This window comes from Jatrophihabitans fulvus (assembly GCF_054781375.1).
In genome coordinates, this window is the sequence record NZ_BAAGUN010000004.1 from 212,286 (window position 1) to 226,764 (window position 14,479).

At 72.2% G+C, this 14,479-nt stretch carries 17 protein-coding genes; 13 read left to right on the top strand and 4 right to left on the bottom strand.

Annotated elements, in window-relative coordinates; all coding sequences use genetic code 11:
* The first annotated feature begins 70 nt into the window (after positions 1–70).
* The 3 genes from ACYVP9_RS15230 to ACYVP9_RS15240 are packed head-to-tail and all read left to right on the top strand — an operon-like array spanning position 71 to position 1,304.
* Positions 71–625 carry an HNH endonuclease gene (locus tag ACYVP9_RS15230; protein WP_460605752.1) on the top strand — a complete coding sequence of 185 codons (555 nt, stop codon included), beginning with the start codon at positions 71–73 and terminating at the stop codon, positions 623–625.
* An 18-nt stretch (positions 626–643) separates the two neighbouring features.
* The gene (gene ctaJ / locus ACYVP9_RS15235; protein WP_460605753.1) at positions 644–886 is read left to right on the top strand and encodes an aa3-type cytochrome oxidase subunit CtaJ; all 243 of its coding nucleotides are present in this window, start codon (positions 644–646) and stop codon (positions 884–886) included.
* Positions 876–1,304, top strand: a complete 429-nt coding sequence (locus tag ACYVP9_RS15240) for a DUF5130 family protein (protein ID WP_460605754.1) — start codon at positions 876–878, stop codon at positions 1,302–1,304. Before ctaJ ends, ACYVP9_RS15240 begins: the two co-directional genes overlap by 11 nt.
* Positions 1,305–1,465: 161 nt before the next feature.
* On the opposite strand, the gene ACYVP9_RS15245 is transcribed toward ACYVP9_RS15240, so the two are convergent.
* Both ACYVP9_RS15245 and pepN read right to left on the bottom strand, forming a co-directional pair.
* Positions 1,466–2,977, bottom strand: a complete 1,512-nt coding sequence (locus tag ACYVP9_RS15245) for a lytic transglycosylase domain-containing protein (protein WP_460605755.1) — start codon at positions 2,975–2,977, stop codon at positions 1,466–1,468.
* Between the two features lie 120 nt (positions 2,978–3,097).
* The gene (gene pepN, locus ACYVP9_RS15250) at positions 3,098–5,668 is read right to left on the bottom strand and encodes a M1 family aminopeptidase (RefSeq protein ID WP_460605756.1); all 2,571 of its coding nucleotides are present in this window, start codon (positions 5,666–5,668) and stop codon (positions 3,098–3,100) included.
* Positions 5,669–5,801: 133 nt separating this feature from the next.
* Between pepN and ACYVP9_RS15255 the strand changes: the two genes are divergently transcribed.
* Positions 5,802–6,254: a peroxiredoxin gene (locus tag ACYVP9_RS15255; RefSeq protein WP_460605757.1), complete on the top strand. Its 453-nt coding sequence runs from the start codon at positions 5,802–5,804 to the stop codon at positions 6,252–6,254.
* Between the two features lie 26 nt (positions 6,255–6,280).
* A complete protein-coding gene (locus tag ACYVP9_RS15260; protein ID WP_460605758.1) occupies positions 6,281–6,916 on the top strand; it encodes a thioredoxin domain-containing protein in 636 nt (211 codons plus the stop codon).
* On the opposite strand, the gene ACYVP9_RS15265 is transcribed toward ACYVP9_RS15260, so the two are convergent.
* Positions 6,917–7,834: a Rossmann-fold NAD(P)-binding domain-containing protein gene (locus tag ACYVP9_RS15265; RefSeq protein ID WP_460605759.1), complete on the bottom strand. Its 918-nt coding sequence runs from the start codon at positions 7,832–7,834 to the stop codon at positions 6,917–6,919.
* Positions 7,835–7,942: 108 nt separating this feature from the next.
* On the opposite strand from ACYVP9_RS15265, the gene ACYVP9_RS15270 reads away from it, so the two are divergent.
* Entirely contained in the window at positions 7,943–8,629 is a 687-nt protein-coding gene (locus tag ACYVP9_RS15270) for a TetR/AcrR family transcriptional regulator (RefSeq protein WP_460605760.1), read from the top strand.
* Positions 8,626–8,964 carry a DUF952 domain-containing protein gene (locus ACYVP9_RS15275; protein WP_460605761.1) on the top strand — a complete coding sequence of 113 codons (339 nt, stop codon included), beginning with the start codon at positions 8,626–8,628 and terminating at the stop codon, positions 8,962–8,964. The genes ACYVP9_RS15270 and ACYVP9_RS15275 overlap by 4 nt, the downstream gene beginning before the upstream one ends.
* Here the strand turns inward: ACYVP9_RS15275 and ACYVP9_RS15280 are convergent.
* On the bottom strand, positions 8,948–9,874 hold the full coding sequence (locus ACYVP9_RS15280; RefSeq protein ID WP_460605762.1) for a cytochrome c oxidase assembly protein: 927 nt from the start codon (positions 9,872–9,874) through the stop codon (positions 8,948–8,950). The genes ACYVP9_RS15275 and ACYVP9_RS15280 overlap by 17 nt on opposite strands.
* 33 nt (positions 9,875–9,907) lie before the next feature.
* On the opposite strand from ACYVP9_RS15280, the gene ACYVP9_RS15285 reads away from it, so the two are divergent.
* The 6 genes from ACYVP9_RS15285 to ACYVP9_RS15310 all read left to right on the top strand — a co-directional run bounded on the left by ACYVP9_RS15285 (position 9,908) and on the right by ACYVP9_RS15310 (position 14,479).
* On the top strand, positions 9,908–10,381 hold the full coding sequence (locus tag ACYVP9_RS15285; protein ID WP_460605763.1) for an RpiB/LacA/LacB family sugar-phosphate isomerase: 474 nt from the start codon (positions 9,908–9,910) through the stop codon (positions 10,379–10,381).
* A gap of 13 nt (positions 10,382–10,394) precedes the next feature.
* On the top strand, positions 10,395–11,222 hold the full coding sequence (locus ACYVP9_RS15290) for a hypothetical protein (RefSeq protein ID WP_460605764.1): 828 nt from the start codon (positions 10,395–10,397) through the stop codon (positions 11,220–11,222).
* Between the two features lie 105 nt (positions 11,223–11,327).
* Positions 11,328–11,600, top strand: coding sequence for a hypothetical protein (locus ACYVP9_RS15295; RefSeq protein ID WP_460605765.1), 273 nt, complete (start codon positions 11,328–11,330; stop codon positions 11,598–11,600).
* On the top strand, positions 11,597–13,135 hold the full coding sequence (locus tag ACYVP9_RS15300) for a RodZ family helix-turn-helix domain-containing protein (protein WP_460605766.1): 1,539 nt from the start codon (positions 11,597–11,599) through the stop codon (positions 13,133–13,135). Before ACYVP9_RS15295 ends, ACYVP9_RS15300 begins: the two co-directional genes overlap by 4 nt.
* 80 nt (positions 13,136–13,215) lie before the next feature.
* A complete protein-coding gene (locus ACYVP9_RS15305; protein WP_460605767.1) occupies positions 13,216–13,482 on the top strand; it encodes a hypothetical protein in 267 nt (88 codons plus the stop codon).
* 40 nt (positions 13,483–13,522) lie between these two features.
* On the top strand, positions 13,523–14,479 hold the full coding sequence (locus ACYVP9_RS15310) for a hypothetical protein (RefSeq protein WP_460605768.1): 957 nt from the start codon (positions 13,523–13,525) through the stop codon (positions 14,477–14,479).

Sequence of the window (14,479 nt, forward strand, 5' to 3'; positions counted from 1 at the left end):
TGCCGCGAATGGGCGTGCATCCTCCTGCGTGGTCGGGTTCACTACTGTCAGGTAGTGGAGAGGTCGTGCCATGGGCGCAGCGCTGGTGCTCAACGCGACGTACGAGCCGTTGTGCGTCGTGCCGCTGCGGCGCGCCGTCGTCCTCGTCCTGGCCGAGAAGGCGCTCGTTGTCGAGACCGGTCCGCTGGTCATGCACTCCGAGCGCCTCGTCATGCCGATCCCGACCGTCGTCCGGCTGGCCCGCTTCGTCCGCGTGCCCTACCGGCACGGCGTCCCCCTCACCCGGCGGGCAGTGCTCGAACGCGACCGGCACCGGTGCGCCTACTGCCCGGCGCGGGCCGACACGGTCGACCACGTGCGGCCGCGGTCGCGCGGGGGGCCGCACGTGTGGACGAACGTCGTCGCCGCCTGCGCCCGCTGCAACCACCGCAAGGGTGACCGCCTGCTGTCCGAGATCGGCTGGACGCTGCCGAAACCGCCGGTCGAGCCGCCCGCGAGCGTCGCGGTCGTCATGGGCTGGACGGGCCGCGACCCGTCGTGGGCGCCCTACCTCGGCCTGCCCGGTTCCGGCGCGGACGACGCGGACGACGCGGACGACGCCCCGGCCATCGCACCTGCCGTCTGAAGGGCTATTTTCGACAGCGTGAGCGTCATCGAGACCCTGCTGGTCTTCGTCGCCATCCCGATCGGCATCATCGCCCTCGTCTTCGCGATGGTGTACGGCCGGTCGATGGTGCGGCAGCCCAACCGGTACCGGCCCGGCAAGAGCTGGGACTACCCGCCCGCGTGGTACGTCCCGCACCCGGACGCCGTGACCAATGCGGTCGACCCGTCCCAGGAGAAGGCGCAGACGACCGCGGTGGGAGGTGCCAGCGGTGAGTGGTGAAGTCGAGGTCATCAAGCCCAAGACCGTCACCCGCGAGCTGCAGTACGGGCCGCAGGGTGCGCTCGGCGGCGACGGTCCGTTCACGACCACGCAGCTCACCCGCCTCGACGAGGCGCTGACGCTGTCCAGCCGCGAGACCGGGCTGACGTTCTCGGTCTACGTGGGCCGGTTCGAGACCCCGACCCGCGCGCACGCCGAGGCGCTGTTCGAGACCCTCGTCGACTCGGCCGTGCTGATCGCGGTCTCGCCGGAACAGCGGGCCCTGCACATCGTCACCGGCCCGGCGTCGGCGAAGCGGCTGCCGAACCGGTCGTGCGCCCTCGCCGCGCTCGCCATGCGGGCGTCGTTCTCCAACGGCGACCTCACCGGCGGCATCGTCACCGGACTGCGCATGCTGGCGGACGCCGCGTCCGCCTGAGACTCCGAACGTCGCGAAGGGCCGCCCCGACCGGGGCGGCCCTTCGTCGTCTGCGCGGTGGTCCTCGATGCCGATGCGCATCGATCCTGCTCGTGTCAAGAGGACGAAGCGCACGCTACGGCGTGAACATCGTCCTCTTGATCAACGGCGGACGGGGTGGCTCAGAAGCACGGGATGGGCACACCGGGGACGAGGTAGCAGGTCTTCGACGGAGACGGGTCCGGCTCGGACGGCGAGCTGCTCCCGCTGCCGCCGCCGCTGCTCGATCCGCCGCCCGGCGTGGAGCTGCCCGACGTCGGGGCCGGCGTGGGCTTCGGGGTCGACCCCGTGCCGCCACCGGTGCTGCCGCCGCCTCCGGCGCCGGTGCCGCCACCCGAGGTGCCGCCGGAGCCACCCGAGCCGCCCGTGCCCTTCGACCCGCCGGACCCCTTCGACCCGCCGGACCCCTTCGATCCGCCGGTGCCCGTCGACCCGCCGGAGCCCTTCGATCCGCCGGAGCCCTTCGAGCCCTTCGATCCCTTCGGTCCCTTGGAGCCCGCCGATCCCGTGCCCTTGTCCTTCGACGACCCCGGCGGGTCGACGGCGGTCGGGGCGCCCGGGTTGGCCGGGGGGATCGAACCCGTCCGTCCGACCGGGGGGAGCGAGCCGGTGGTGTTGCCGACCGGGATGCCCGACACGGGGACGCCGGTGCGGTAGGCGTTCGCGAGCGCGAGCACCTGGGCGAGGTACTGGTCGTTGTGGTTGTACGTCAGCACCGCCCGGACCTGGCCGGCCTGGGTGGTGAGGTCGCCGCCGGCGGCGCAGAGATAGCGCGCGGACGCGAGAGCGGCGTCGTTGATGTCGAAGATGTCGGCCTTGCCGTCGCCGTCCGCATCGGCGCCGTACCCGTCCCAGGTGCTCGGGATGAACTGCATCGGTCCGAGGGCGTGGGCGTACTTCGTGTCGCCGGTGACACCGATGTAGGCGGGGTCGGCGGCGAAGTAGTCCCAGGTCGAGCCGGTGAGCGCGGGACCCACGATGGGCGGGCTGGACGTGCCGTTGCTGCGCAGCACCGACCCGGCGAAGCGTCCGTGGTCGGACTCGACGCGACCGATGCCGGCCAGCAGCGACCAGTGGATGCCACAGCCGGGGTTCACGTGGCCCAGGCGGGCGGCGGCGACGCGGTAGGCGTTGAGCGCGACCTTCGGGATGCCGTTGGCGGCGAGGCCGCTGATGGTGCCGGGGTCGGTGGGCGCCTTCTTCTTCGCGCGCACGGGCTTGGTGTCGGCCTCACGCACCTCGGGCACCGAGCGGGCCGGGGTCGGCAGGACCGGACGGACGCTCGTGCTCGAGCTGCTGCTCGGCGCAGCCGGGGCGGCGACCGGGCGCCGGTCGTTCTCGTCCGCCCCGGCGAGCGGCGTCGTGAGGCTGGCCACGACGAACAACGCGGCGCCGACGGCGATCGCGCCGACCGACACCCCGCGCCCGTCGACGCGGCCCCACGGCAGGCGGGCGGCGGTGCGGGCGCTGGCCAGCAGGCTGGGCACCCGGATGACCGGCGCCGCCGTGCCCCGGTCCGCCAGCCCGGGGGCACCGTCCGCCCGTCCGGCCCGGTCGATCGTCGTCCCGGGCATCGGGCGGACGGCCGGGGACGGGGTCGGGCGCGGGCGGGGCGCAGGGGACGGCGAGGTCATGCGGACTCCTGGGACGGACACGGACCGGCGTTACGTGTTATCGCCTGTGGCTACCTGCTGGTAACGACGATCACAGGAGTTTGGTAACGCGTGAAGTCCGTGTGAGTCAAGCCCCGTCGGTCAGGCTCCGGCGTCGGCGGACCTCGCCTTCAGGGCACGCAGGACGTCGGCGCGACCCTCGCCGACCAGGCGGGCCAGGGATCGCGGCACGTCGTCGCCGGCCAGGAACGCGTCAGCGGCCTCGACGGTCGCCTGGTCGATGGTGGACGACCATGTCGGAAACAGGCCGACGACGACGTTCTGCGCGAGCTCGCTCGTGCGGCGGTCCCAGACGTCGCGGATGTCGGCGAAGTACCGCTCGACGTACGGCGCGACGAGCTCGCCCTGGCTGGCGGGGGCGAACCCGCCGATGACGGCCTCCTGCACGGCGTTGGGCAGCGTGTCGTCGTGGACGGCCAGCTGCCAGGCCCGCTCCTTGGCCTCGGCGGTCGGTCGGGCGGCCCGGGCAGTGGCCGCGTGCCGGCGTCCGGCCGCGGACGGGTCACGCTGCAGCTCGGCCTCGATCTCGTCCTCGCCGGCGAGCCCGCGCACGACCAGCGAGATGAGCACCGACCAGCGAAGCTCGTCGTCGACGGCCAGGCCCTCGGGCACGGACGTGCCGTCGTACAGACCGCGGACGACGGCGTTGTGCTCGTCGCTGCGGGCCGCCGACAGCAGGGTGTGCACCCATGCGAGCTGGTGGTCCGAGCCCGGCGCGCAGCGCGAGAGGGCGGCCACGGCGGCGTCGGCGAGCTGGGCGTAGCCCTGCGGGGCCCACTGCGGGTCGGCGTAGATCTCGAGGGCGCGCAGGGCCTGCCGCGTGAGCGACTGCATGACGCCGATGTCGGTCTCGTTCTCGGCGCCGGCCGCGACCAGGGCGACGTAGTCACGGGTGCGCAGCTCGCCGTCACGGGTCATGTCCCATGCCGCCGACCAGCACAGCGCGCGGGCCAGTGGCGACTCGAGCTCACCGATGCCGCCGCCGAGCAGGGTCTGCAGGCTGGCCTCGGTGAGGCGCTGCTTGCAGTACGTGAGGTCGTCGTCGTTGACCAGCAGCAGTCCGCGCTGCGGCGGGGTCTGGCCGATCAGCTCGGGCACGGGCGTGCGCTCGCCGGCGACGTCCATCTCGATGCGCGCGGTGCGGACGAGCCGTCCGCCCTGGTCCTCGTAGCAGCCGACGGCCAGGCGGTGCGGACGCAGCGTGTTCGAGGTCGCGACCTCGGTCGGGGCCGACTGCACGATGTCGAACGTGGCGTAGCGACCCTGGTCGTCGAGCGTGAACTCCGGACGCAGCGTGCTGATGCCGGTGGTCTCGAGCCACAGCTTCGACCACTCGCCCAGGTCGCGTCCGGACGACTTCTCCAGCGCCCGCAGCAGGTCGGCGAGCGTGGTGTTGCCGTACGCGTGCTCCTGGAAGTAGTCGCGCAGGCCGGCGAGGAACGCCTCGACGCCGACGTACGCGCCGAGCTGCTTGAGCACGGACGCGCCCTTGGCGTAGGTGATGCCGTCGAAGTTGACCTCGGCGGTCTGCACGTCGGGGGCGTCGGTGGCGATGGGGTGCGTCGAGGGCAGCTGGTCCTGACGGTAGGCCCAGGTCTTCTCGGCGTTGGCGAACGTCGCCCACGCCTCGGTCCAGCGGGTGGCGCTGGTCTGGCAGAGGATGGAGGCGTAGGTCGCGAACGACTCGTTGAGCCAGAGGTCGTCCCACCAGCGCATGGTCACGAGGTCGCCGAACCACATGTGCGCCATCTCGTGCAGCAGCGTCTCGGCGCGGCGCTCGTAGCGGGCGTCGGTCACCTTGCTGCGGAAGACGTAGTCCTCGCGGAAGGTCACGCAGCCGGCGTTCTCCATCGCCCCGGCGTTGAACTCGGGGACGAACAACTGGTCGTACTTGTCGAACGGGTACCGCACGCCGAAGTTGGCGTGGTACCAGTCGAAGCCCTGCTTGGTCAGCAGGAACAGCTCGTCGGAGTCGAGGTGGTCGGCCAGCGTCTTGCGGCACCACAGCCCGAGGTCGATGCCGTCGTGGTGGTCGGTGACCACGTGGTACGGCCCCGCGACCAGCGCGGTGATGTACGGGCTGATGCGCGCGGTGGTCGCGAAGTGCAGCAGCTTGCCGGCGGGCAGGTCCTCGGTGCGCTCGAGGCGCCCGTTGGTCGCGACCTGCCAGTGGTCGGGCGCGGTGACCCGGACGGTGAACGTGGCCTTCAGGTCGGGCTGGTCGAAGCAGGCGTACATGCGCTTGGCGTCGGCCGTCTCGAACTGCGAGTAGAGGTAGGTCTCGCCGTCGAGCGGGTCGACGAAGCGGTGCAGACCCTCACCGGTGTTCGTGTAGAGCAGGTCGGCGTCGACCACGAGGGTGTTGTGCTCGGCGAGGCCCTCGAGCCGGATGCCGTCCTCGGGCCGGTAACCGCTGACGTCGACGTCCGCGCCGTTGAGCGTCACCGAGTGGAAGCGGTCGGCGATGACGTCGATGAAGGTCGACTCACCGGCGCGGGCGGCGCCGAAGGTGACGGTCGTCGTCGAGCGGAAGGTGCGGTCGCCGGGCTTGCCGCCGCCGTCGGTGAGGTCGAGCGTGATGTCGTACGACTCGACGGTCAGCAGGTCTGCACGGGCACGCGCGTCGTCGCGCGTGAGGTTCGGTACGGCCACTGGTGAGAGGCTCCCTGTCCATCGTGGGCATGGCTGTTCGCAAGCGTCGGGCCCGGCGGATCCACGCCGGCCCGTAGTGGGACAAGTCTGTCACGCGGCTGCGGCCCCGCGCCGCGCCGTTTACGGTGAGGACATGCGTGAAGGTGACACCGTCCCCGATTTCGAACTGCCCGACCAGACCGGTACGCCCCGCCGGTTGTCGACGCTGCTGGCGGACGGCCCGGTGGTGCTGTTCTTCTACCCGGCCGCGATGACGGGTGGCTGCACCAAGGAGGCCTGCCACTTCCGCGACCTCGCGTCGGAGTTCGCCGCGGTCGGCGCGCAGCGCGTCGGCATCAGCGCCGACGCCGTCGACAAGCAGAAGCAGTTCTCCGACACGCACACCTTCGACTACCCGTTGCTCGCCGACACCGAGCGCGCCGTCGCCGACACCTTCGGCGTCAAGCGCGGCGGCCTGCTCGGCAAGCTGGGCCCGGTCAAGCGGCACACCTTCGTCATCGGTCAGGACTCGAAGGTCAAGAAGGTCATCGCCTCCGAGACCAAGTTCGAGTACCACGCGGACGAGGCGCTCGCCGCGCTCAAGTAGTACCCGAAGTGGGTACGGTTGTTGACATGTCATCCGATGTCACCGAAGCCTCAGAAGAGCGCCCCACCGTCGACTTCTACTTCGACCCGCTCTGCCCCTTCGCGTGGGTCTCGTCCCGCTGGATCCTCGAGGTCGAGAAGCACCGTCCGATGGACCTGACGTTCCGCGTCATGTCCCTGTCGGTGCTGAACTCCGACAAGGAGGGCCTGCCCGAGCAGTACCGCGAGATGCTCGAGCGGGGCTGGGGCCCCGTTCGCATCTGCATCGCCGCCGAGCAGAAGCACGGCACCGCGGTGCTGCGCGACCTCTACACGGCGCTCGGCACCAAGCGGCACAACGAGAAGCGCGAGTTCGGCCGGGAGCTGTACGTCGAGGCGCTGCGCGAGGTCGGGCTGCCCGAGGATCTCGCCGACGCCGCCGACTCGACCGAGTACGACGAGGCGCTGAAGGAGTCGCACCACCGCGGCATGGACCCGGTCGGGTCCGAGGTCGGCACCCCGACCCTCCACATCGACGGCGTGGCGTTCTTCGGGCCGGTGCTCACCCGCATCCCGCGCGGCGACGACGCGCTCAAGCTCTGGGACGGGTCGCGGCTGGTCGCCTCGTACCCGTACTTCTTCGAGCTCAAGCGCACCCGTACCGAGGACCCGCGCTTCGACTGATCACGAACCCACTGCGCGCTTGTCGGTCTCGAGGTCGAAACGGACCGACTCCTCGAGCGCGTGGGGCTTCAACCCGAACGTCTCCTGCGCGAGCGTGCTGTCGAGCACGTAGGGCTTGCGGAACTGGTGCTGCGTCTCGCGCAGCTCGCGCAGGAACGGGTTGAACACGCCGGCCAGCCACACCGCCGCGTACGGCAGCGCGCGCACCTTCGGCTCGACCCCGAGCTGCGCGGCGGCCATGCTCGCCAGTTCGCGCATGGTCACCGGGTCGTTGCTGGGAACGTGCCACGCGCGCCCCCACGCGCGCTCGTCGAACACGCCGGTGACGAGCAGTGACGCGACGTCGCGCACGTCGGTGAACGTGTGCGGCACGTCGAGGTCGGCCGGCACCATCGCCGTCCGCCCCTTCTTCCACGCCGGCGTCAGGACGGTCGACAGGTACGAATTGCCGCCGAGGTAGTCGCTGCCCCGGACCTCGAACATCCGGATGCGCCCCTCCTCGTGCGCGGCCAGGGCCTCGGCCCACATCTCGTTGCGGACGCGGCCCTTGGTGCCCGTCGCCGCGAGCGGCGTGCTCTCCGTCATCGGGCCGTCGACCTCGCCGTAGCCGTAGAGGTTGCCGGTGACCGCGAGCACGGCGCCCGACGTCTCTGCCGCGTGCAGCAGCGCGTGCGCGACCGGCGGCCACATCTCCGCCCACCGGTGGTACGGCGGGTTGACGCAGTTGTAGATCGCCGTCGCGCCCTCGGCCAGGGCGGCGAGCCGGGCCGCGTCGCCGGCGTCGGCAGCGACGCGCTCGGTGCCGTCCGGCCCGCTGCCGCTGCGGGTGACGACGCGGACGTCCTCCCCGCGGTTCATCAGTTCGTGCGCGACCGCCGTCCCGACCGGTCCGGCGCCGACCACCACGTGAGTTCCCATGATTTCTCCAAAGTGTGAGCACTGCTCTCTCTTCTGACAAGGGAGAGCATTGCTCTCGCTTTCCGAGAAGTCAAGAGCAGTGCTCTCTGTTTGTGGTTGACTCTCACCATGGCTGCCGACACCCCCCGCGCACGAGCCCGCGCCGAGACGATCGACCAGATCAAGGCGATCGCCCGCGCGCACCTGGCCAGCGACGGTCCCGACCTGTCGCTGCGGGCGGTGGCCCGTGAACTCGGCGTCGTGTCGTCGGCGGTCTACCGCTACTTCGCGAGCCGCGACGAGTTGCTCACGGCGTTGATCGTCGACGGGTACGGGGCGCTCGCCGATGCCGTCGACGCCGCCGAGGCGGCCGTGCCGCGGCGTGACCTGGCCGGACGGTGGGCGGCGATCTGGCACGCCGTCCGCGACTGGGCGCGCGAGCGTCCGAGCGAGTACGCGCTCCTGTACGGCAGTCCCGTCCCGGGATACGCCGCGCCGCAGGACACCATCGTGGTGGCGCAGCGTCCGGTCGTGCTCGCCGTCGGGCTGCTGCGCGAGGCGGTCGAGCGCGGGCTCGAGGTGCCGCGCGAACGGGTGTCCCGCCCGGTGCGGGCCGACCTCGCCGGCATCGCGCAGTACCCGGGGCTCGAGGGAGTGCCACCGGCCCTGCTCGCCCGTGGCATGACCATGTGGGCGCTGCTGTTCGGCGCCGTCAGCTTCGAGCTGTTCGGACGCTACGGTGACGCCTTCGCGCATCCGGACGAGTACTTCGACCACCAGATCCGGCTGTCGCTCGACTACCTGGGGATGTCATGAACCTGTTCCACCTCGTGACCCCGTCCGACTGGGAAGCGGCCGTCGCGCAGGGTTCGTACGCACCGCCGTCGCTCGGGACCGAGGGGTTCGTGCACTTCTCGTACGCCGACCAGGTGACCGGCACGGCGAACCGCTTCTACCGCGAGCTGCCCGAGCTCGTCGTCGTCGAGGTCGACACCGACGCGTGGGACGCCGACCTGCGCGTCGAGGACAGCTACGGCAGCGGCACCGAGTTCCCGCACGTGTACGGGCCGGTGCCGACGTCGGCGGCGGTCGCCGTCCACCCGATCGAACGCACGGCGGACGGCGACTGGTCGTTCACCGCTGCTTCTTGAGCCGTTCCCGCATCGCCGGGTCGCTGAGCCACCACGGCTCGTCCGTCTCGGCACCACGCGCGGCGCGCTCGGCCTCGAGCACGGCGTCGATGTGCGCGGCGTCCTTGGCGTCGATACGGCGCCAGCGGCGGTAGGCGAGCACGAGGAACGGCAGGTCGATCAGCTCGGCGATGAACCACAGCACGGCGCCGGCGCGGCGCTGGTCGCTCAGCGCGTCCGGCTGACCGGCGAACGGGCTGCGCTCGTCGAAGAACGTCGTGACCAGGTTGTCCTTGAGGCGCATGACGATGCCGGGGACGGCGTCGACGACCAGCTCGAACATGCCCAGGCCGAGCGCGAACCCGGCCGACAGCGTGGTGACACGGTCCTCGTCGATGCCCACGAGCCACAGCGCCATCGCGGCGCCGAGCGCGACCAGCACCAGTTGCAGCACCCACCCGAACACCGGGACGCCGACGGCCCACCCGGGCACGGGACCGAAGAAGACGACGAACGAGAGGATCGGCACGAGGGCGGGGGAGACCAGCGGCTTCGAGATCACCCGGATCGGGGCGGAATCGAGCACGCGGTCGGGCCACCGTCCGGGACCGGTGACGGCGCGAGCCAGCTGCACCGGGTGGCCGAACAGCAGCAGGAACGGCACGACCAGCCACAGCACGAGCCCCTGCGCCATCCACACCCAGAACAGCGCCGGTCCGTAGACGCCGGGGGCGCCGCAGGTCGTGTACAGCAGCAGTGCGAGGCCGAGCGCGAACGTCGCCGTGCGCCCGCGCGGCCACGGCCGGTCGAGGCGGCGGACGCCGTAGGCGTAGGTCAGCGCGAGGGCGGCGACGGCGGCCAGCGCGAGGGGTTGCGGTGTCCACGCGGTGAACACCGAGGCCACCGTGGGGCGGTCGAGCGCTGCCGTCACTCCTCCATGGTGACACCCTGCAATGATCGGACGATGCGCGTCTACCTCGGCAGTGATCACGCCGGTTTCGAGCTCAAGGCCCGCCTGGTCGAGCACGTCCGCTCGCTCGGGCACGAGGCGGTCGACTGCGGCGCCCACACCTTCGACCCCGAGGACGACTACCCGGCGCCCTGCATCGCCGCCGCGCACCGCGCGGTCGCCGACGAGGGCAGCCTCGCCGTCGTCATCGGCGGGTCCGGCAACGGCGAGCAGATCGCGGCCAACAAGGTGACCGGCACCCGCGCGGCGCTCGTCTGGAGCGACGAGACCGCCCGCCTGGCCCGAGAGCACAACGACGCCAACGTGATCAGCATCGGCGCGCGCAACCACCCCGAGGCCGACGCGCTGCGCTTCGTCGAGATCTTCCTCGCCACCCCGTTCTCGCAGGCCGAGCGGCACCAGCGGCGCATCGACGAGCTGCACGAGTACGAGGCCACCGGCGGCATCGCCGGCCAGCAGACCACCTGACGCCGTGCTCCGGGTGACGCTGCGCTCGCGCGGCGAACCGGCCGCCGTGCTGGGATCGGGCGAGACGCTGCTGTTCGGGCGCGCGCCGGCCGTGCCCGATCTCGGCGCGGACGAACAGCTCCGGGTCACCGCGCTCGCCCTGCCCGGGTGCACCCCGCACGTGTCGCGGCTGCTCGGCGAACTCGTCGTCGGCGAGGAGATGGTGCGGCTGCGCTGGCGCGGTGCCGCCGAGGCCCAGCTGTCGTCGCTGTTCGACGCCCCCGGCGGCGCGCGCCGCGTGACGCTGGGGGAGGGCATGTCCGCGCTGCTCGACGAGGGCGAGAACCGGCTGACCGTCCTGCGCGGGCGCGAGCTCGACGACGGCACGTTCGCCGACCTCACGCTCGAGATCGACATCGCGGTGCCGTCCGATGCCGCGGTGCCCTCGCCGGAACGTCCGCCGACCACAGGCGAGGGAGCCGACGGCGACGCCACCGCCACCGCGCCCGGACTCGTCCGCGGCACCCGGGAGTGGTTCGTCGCGCTCGCCCTCGCCGAGCCGTGGCTGTCGGGGGCGGACGACTACCCGCGGCCGCCGTCCAACCGCGAGATCTTCGAACGGGTCCGCCACTGGCACGGCTACACCTGGAACCTCGAACGTCCGCAACGCGTCGACGACGCCATCCGCGCCATCGCCGGCGTCGCCTTCGGCGTCCAGGACGACCCGTTCCGCCGCTCGTCCGGCGGCCGGGTGCAGAACGTCCGCTTCGCCGTCGGACGGCGCGCCGCCGAGGTCCGGCTCGTCACCGCCGACGACCTCGCCTGGGCCGAGCGCCAGGCCGCGACCCGCCCGTCCGCCTGACCCACCTCGGTCCGGCCGGGCACAAAGCGGAAGTTTCCATCTCGACCGCACGTCCCCGCTCTTCTTGACTCTCTCCTGACAGACCGGACGAGCGGGAGATGCGGCATGAGCAACGGCATGTGGGGCATGGACACGGCGGAGGTCCGCGACCACGCGGCGAAGATGGACGGCGGGGTGTCCGCGGTGCACGGCGCGATGGGCCGGGTCGAGGCCGCGCTCAGCAGCACCGAGTGGTTCGGCCGCTACGCCGACGAGTTCGTGCAGGAGTGGCACGGCGCGTTCAAGCAACAGCTGAACGGCGTCACCAACGCACTCACCGACAACGCGACCGTGCTGCGCCGCCGCGCCGACATGCAGGACGAGGCCAGCTCCTCATGACCGGCACCGGCCTCGCCACCACCGGCGGCTTCCTCGGCGCGGACGTCGAGAAACTCGACGGCCTCGCCCAGGACTTCACCGTCGCCGCCGAGATCGTCGACGGCGTCAAGACGGCCTGCGAGGTCATCGTCGCGGCCGCCTCGATCTTCGGCCCGTTCGGCGCCGCCTTCGTGGCCTACCTGAAGACCACAGTGATCCCGTGGCTGACGAAGATCAGCGAAGCGCTGAAGATCATGAGCAAGGTGCTGGCCGGGCACTCCCAGGCGCAGAAGGAGACGTCGTCGAGCGCGACGTCGACGGCGAACGTCACCGTCAACCTGCCCTCGTACCGGTCGCCGGGCAACCTGCCGTCGGGCGACACCAACAACTACCCGACGCTGCCCGCGTCGGTCCCGGCCTCGGGTCCCGCGACGCCGGCGCCGTCGAGCACGGACGGCGCGACCGTCACCACGCCGCCGTCCCTCGGCGGCACGACGGACGGGACGACCGCGCCGACGGACGGCGCCACCCCGACCGGCAGCGACCTCGCCGGCGCCGTGACGCCGGTCGTCCAGACGATCACCGCGCTCACCGGGCTCGTGAAGGCCGTCGACCACCTGATCCACCCGGACTCGGGCACGGACGGCGGCGACGTCCCGACGGACCCGGGCACGACGCCGACCGATCCGGGCACGACGCCGACGGACCCGGGCACGACGCCGACGGACCCGGGCACGACGCCGACGGACCCGGGCACGACGCCGACGGACCCGGGCACGACGCCGACGGATCCGGGCACGACGCCGTCCGACCCGGGCACGACGCCGACCGACCCGGGCACGACGCCGACGGACCCGGGCACGACGCCGTCCGACCCGGGCACGAGTCCCGTCGGCACCACCGGCGGACTCGACCTGAGCCACTTCACGCCGCTGCATCCCGGCGACACGGTGGGCGTGCTGAGCATCCCGGTCGACATCGCGCCGGACGGCACGGTCACGCCGCTCATCCACCTGCCCGGTGACAGCCCGTCGCTGCCGACCGCCGGCGCCGGAGGCACCGTCCCCGACATCAGCAGCCTGCCGCCGCAGATGGCGCCGCCGGTGCACGACGCCGCGCTGCCGGGCAACACCATGTCCGACCCCGCCCTCCACGGCGGCGGTGGCAGCGGCGACAGCGGCGGCGGAGCCGCGGGCGGTGGCGGTGTCCCGAGCGGCGGCGGTGGCGGGGGAGTGCCGGCCGTGACGCCGGCCAACCCGATCCCGGCCATCCACACCCCGGACCCGGCGCCGGCGGTCACCACCGCCACGACGACCCCGGTGGGCGCGGCCGCCCATCACGCCGCCCCGCTCGCCGCACCGGGAAGTGACCACTCCGGCATCTACACCGGCGTCGGGACGGCCACCGGGCTCGGTGCAGGGGCCGCCGCCCTCGCGCGGGCCGTGCTGCACGAGGCGAGACAGCGGGTCGAGGCCGGCGCCGCCGGGGCGATCCCGGCCGACGGCGACAGCGACGGCGCCGTCCGCGTCCGCGTGCTCGACGGCGAGCTGGGCTGACCCGTCCGAAGACGTCCGCGCCGTCCGACACGGCGCGGCAGCACCACCCTTCACCACCCGGAATCACAGGAGGAACCGCCATGACCGTGCTGGGAATGGACATCGAGCAGGTCCAGACGCTCGCTGCCTCGATGCAGCAGAACTCGGACGCCATCGCCCAGGCGACGGCGCAGCTCACCAGCCAGATCGACTCCACGCAGTGGACCGGCCAGGACCAGATGAAGTTCCGCAGCGACTGGGACTCCATCTACTCCGTGCAGCTGCGCAACGTCGTCGAGCAGCTGCAGGAGCGCTACACCCACCTGCGCGCCGAGGCCGACCAGCAGGCCCAGGCGTCGGGCAACTGACCGCACGCACGATCACGAGGACGGGACGGAAGGTGGCGGCATGACCAGCCCGCAGTTCACGCAGGAGTCCTGGGCGCGCGACCTGCTCACGCGCATGGGCTACCCGGTCACGACGAACAACATGACGTCGGTGATGGCCTGGGAGTACGCCGAGGGCGGGCACTTCAACAACGCCGCCACCTTCAACCCCCTCAACAGCACCCGCGCGCACGGCACGTACGGGTCGATGAACAGCGTCGGCGTCGCGACCTACCCCGACTACGAGACGGGCATGACGCAGACCATCAAGACACTCAACCTGCCGTATTACGCAAAAGTGCGCGAAAGCCTGGCGGCCGACGCGTCACCCGCCACGACCACGGCTGCCGTCTCCGCGTCACCGTGGGGCACGTGGCACGGTGACGCCCACCCGCGGACGTCCATCGGCCGCGCCGAGAAGTACCTGCAGACCCACCCGGTCACCCCCGTGACCCCCGCCCCGGACGCGGGCGCCGGCAGCCACCCACTGCCGGTGCCCGCCCCGACGGCGACACCCACGCCGGCGACGAGCGGCACCGGCGGCACCTCGGGGAGCTTCCGCGGCGCCGACGTCGAAGGACTCGACGGTCTCAGCCGCGACTTCACGCAGGCCGCCGAGATCGTCGACGGCGTCAGGACGGCCTGCGAGGCGATCGTCGCCGCGGCCTCGATCTTCGGACCGTTCGGCGCCGCCTTCGTCGCCTACCTGAAGGGGACGGTCATCCCGTGGCTGACGAAGATCGAGCAGGCGCTGCGCTCGATGAGCCAGGTGCTGGCCACGCACTCGCAGGCGCAGAAGGACGCGTCGTCCGCGGGCACGTCGCTGCCGACCTACACCTCGACCGGCAGCCTGCCGGTCGGCAACACCGCCGACTACCCGCTGCTGGGCCAGGGCGGCGCCGCCGCGACCGGCGCCCCGGTCACGAGCGGGACGCCGGCAGCGACGATCGGCAGCGCGCCGCTCATCGGCGCGCTCTGA

What these genes read in the sequence shown, in the direction of transcription:
- ACYVP9_RS15230 (WP_460605752.1), top strand. Translation starts at nt 71, where the DNA reads ATGGGCGCAGCGCTGGTGCTCAACGCGACGTACGAGCCGTTGTGCGTC.
- ACYVP9_RS15245 (WP_460605755.1), bottom strand. Translation starts at nt 2,977, where the DNA reads ATGACCTCGCCGTCCCCTGCGCCCCGCCCGCGCCCGACCCCGTCCCCG.
- ACYVP9_RS15255 (WP_460605757.1), top strand. Translation starts at nt 5,802, where the DNA reads ATGCGTGAAGGTGACACCGTCCCCGATTTCGAACTGCCCGACCAGACC.
- ACYVP9_RS15260 (WP_460605758.1), top strand. Translation starts at nt 6,281, where the DNA reads ATGTCATCCGATGTCACCGAAGCCTCAGAAGAGCGCCCCACCGTCGAC.
- ACYVP9_RS15265 (WP_460605759.1), bottom strand. Translation starts at nt 7,834, where the DNA reads ATGGGAACTCACGTGGTGGTCGGCGCCGGACCGGTCGGGACGGCGGTC.
- ACYVP9_RS15270 (WP_460605760.1), top strand. Translation starts at nt 7,943, where the DNA reads ATGGCTGCCGACACCCCCCGCGCACGAGCCCGCGCCGAGACGATCGAC.
- ACYVP9_RS15275 (WP_460605761.1), top strand. Translation starts at nt 8,626, where the DNA reads ATGAACCTGTTCCACCTCGTGACCCCGTCCGACTGGGAAGCGGCCGTC.
- ACYVP9_RS15285 (WP_460605763.1), top strand. Translation starts at nt 9,908, where the DNA reads ATGCGCGTCTACCTCGGCAGTGATCACGCCGGTTTCGAGCTCAAGGCC.
- ACYVP9_RS15295 (WP_460605765.1), top strand. Translation starts at nt 11,328, where the DNA reads ATGAGCAACGGCATGTGGGGCATGGACACGGCGGAGGTCCGCGACCAC.
- ACYVP9_RS15300 (WP_460605766.1), top strand. Translation starts at nt 11,597, where the DNA reads ATGACCGGCACCGGCCTCGCCACCACCGGCGGCTTCCTCGGCGCGGAC.
- ACYVP9_RS15305 (WP_460605767.1), top strand. Translation starts at nt 13,216, where the DNA reads ATGACCGTGCTGGGAATGGACATCGAGCAGGTCCAGACGCTCGCTGCC.
- ACYVP9_RS15310 (WP_460605768.1), top strand. Translation starts at nt 13,523, where the DNA reads ATGACCAGCCCGCAGTTCACGCAGGAGTCCTGGGCGCGCGACCTGCTC.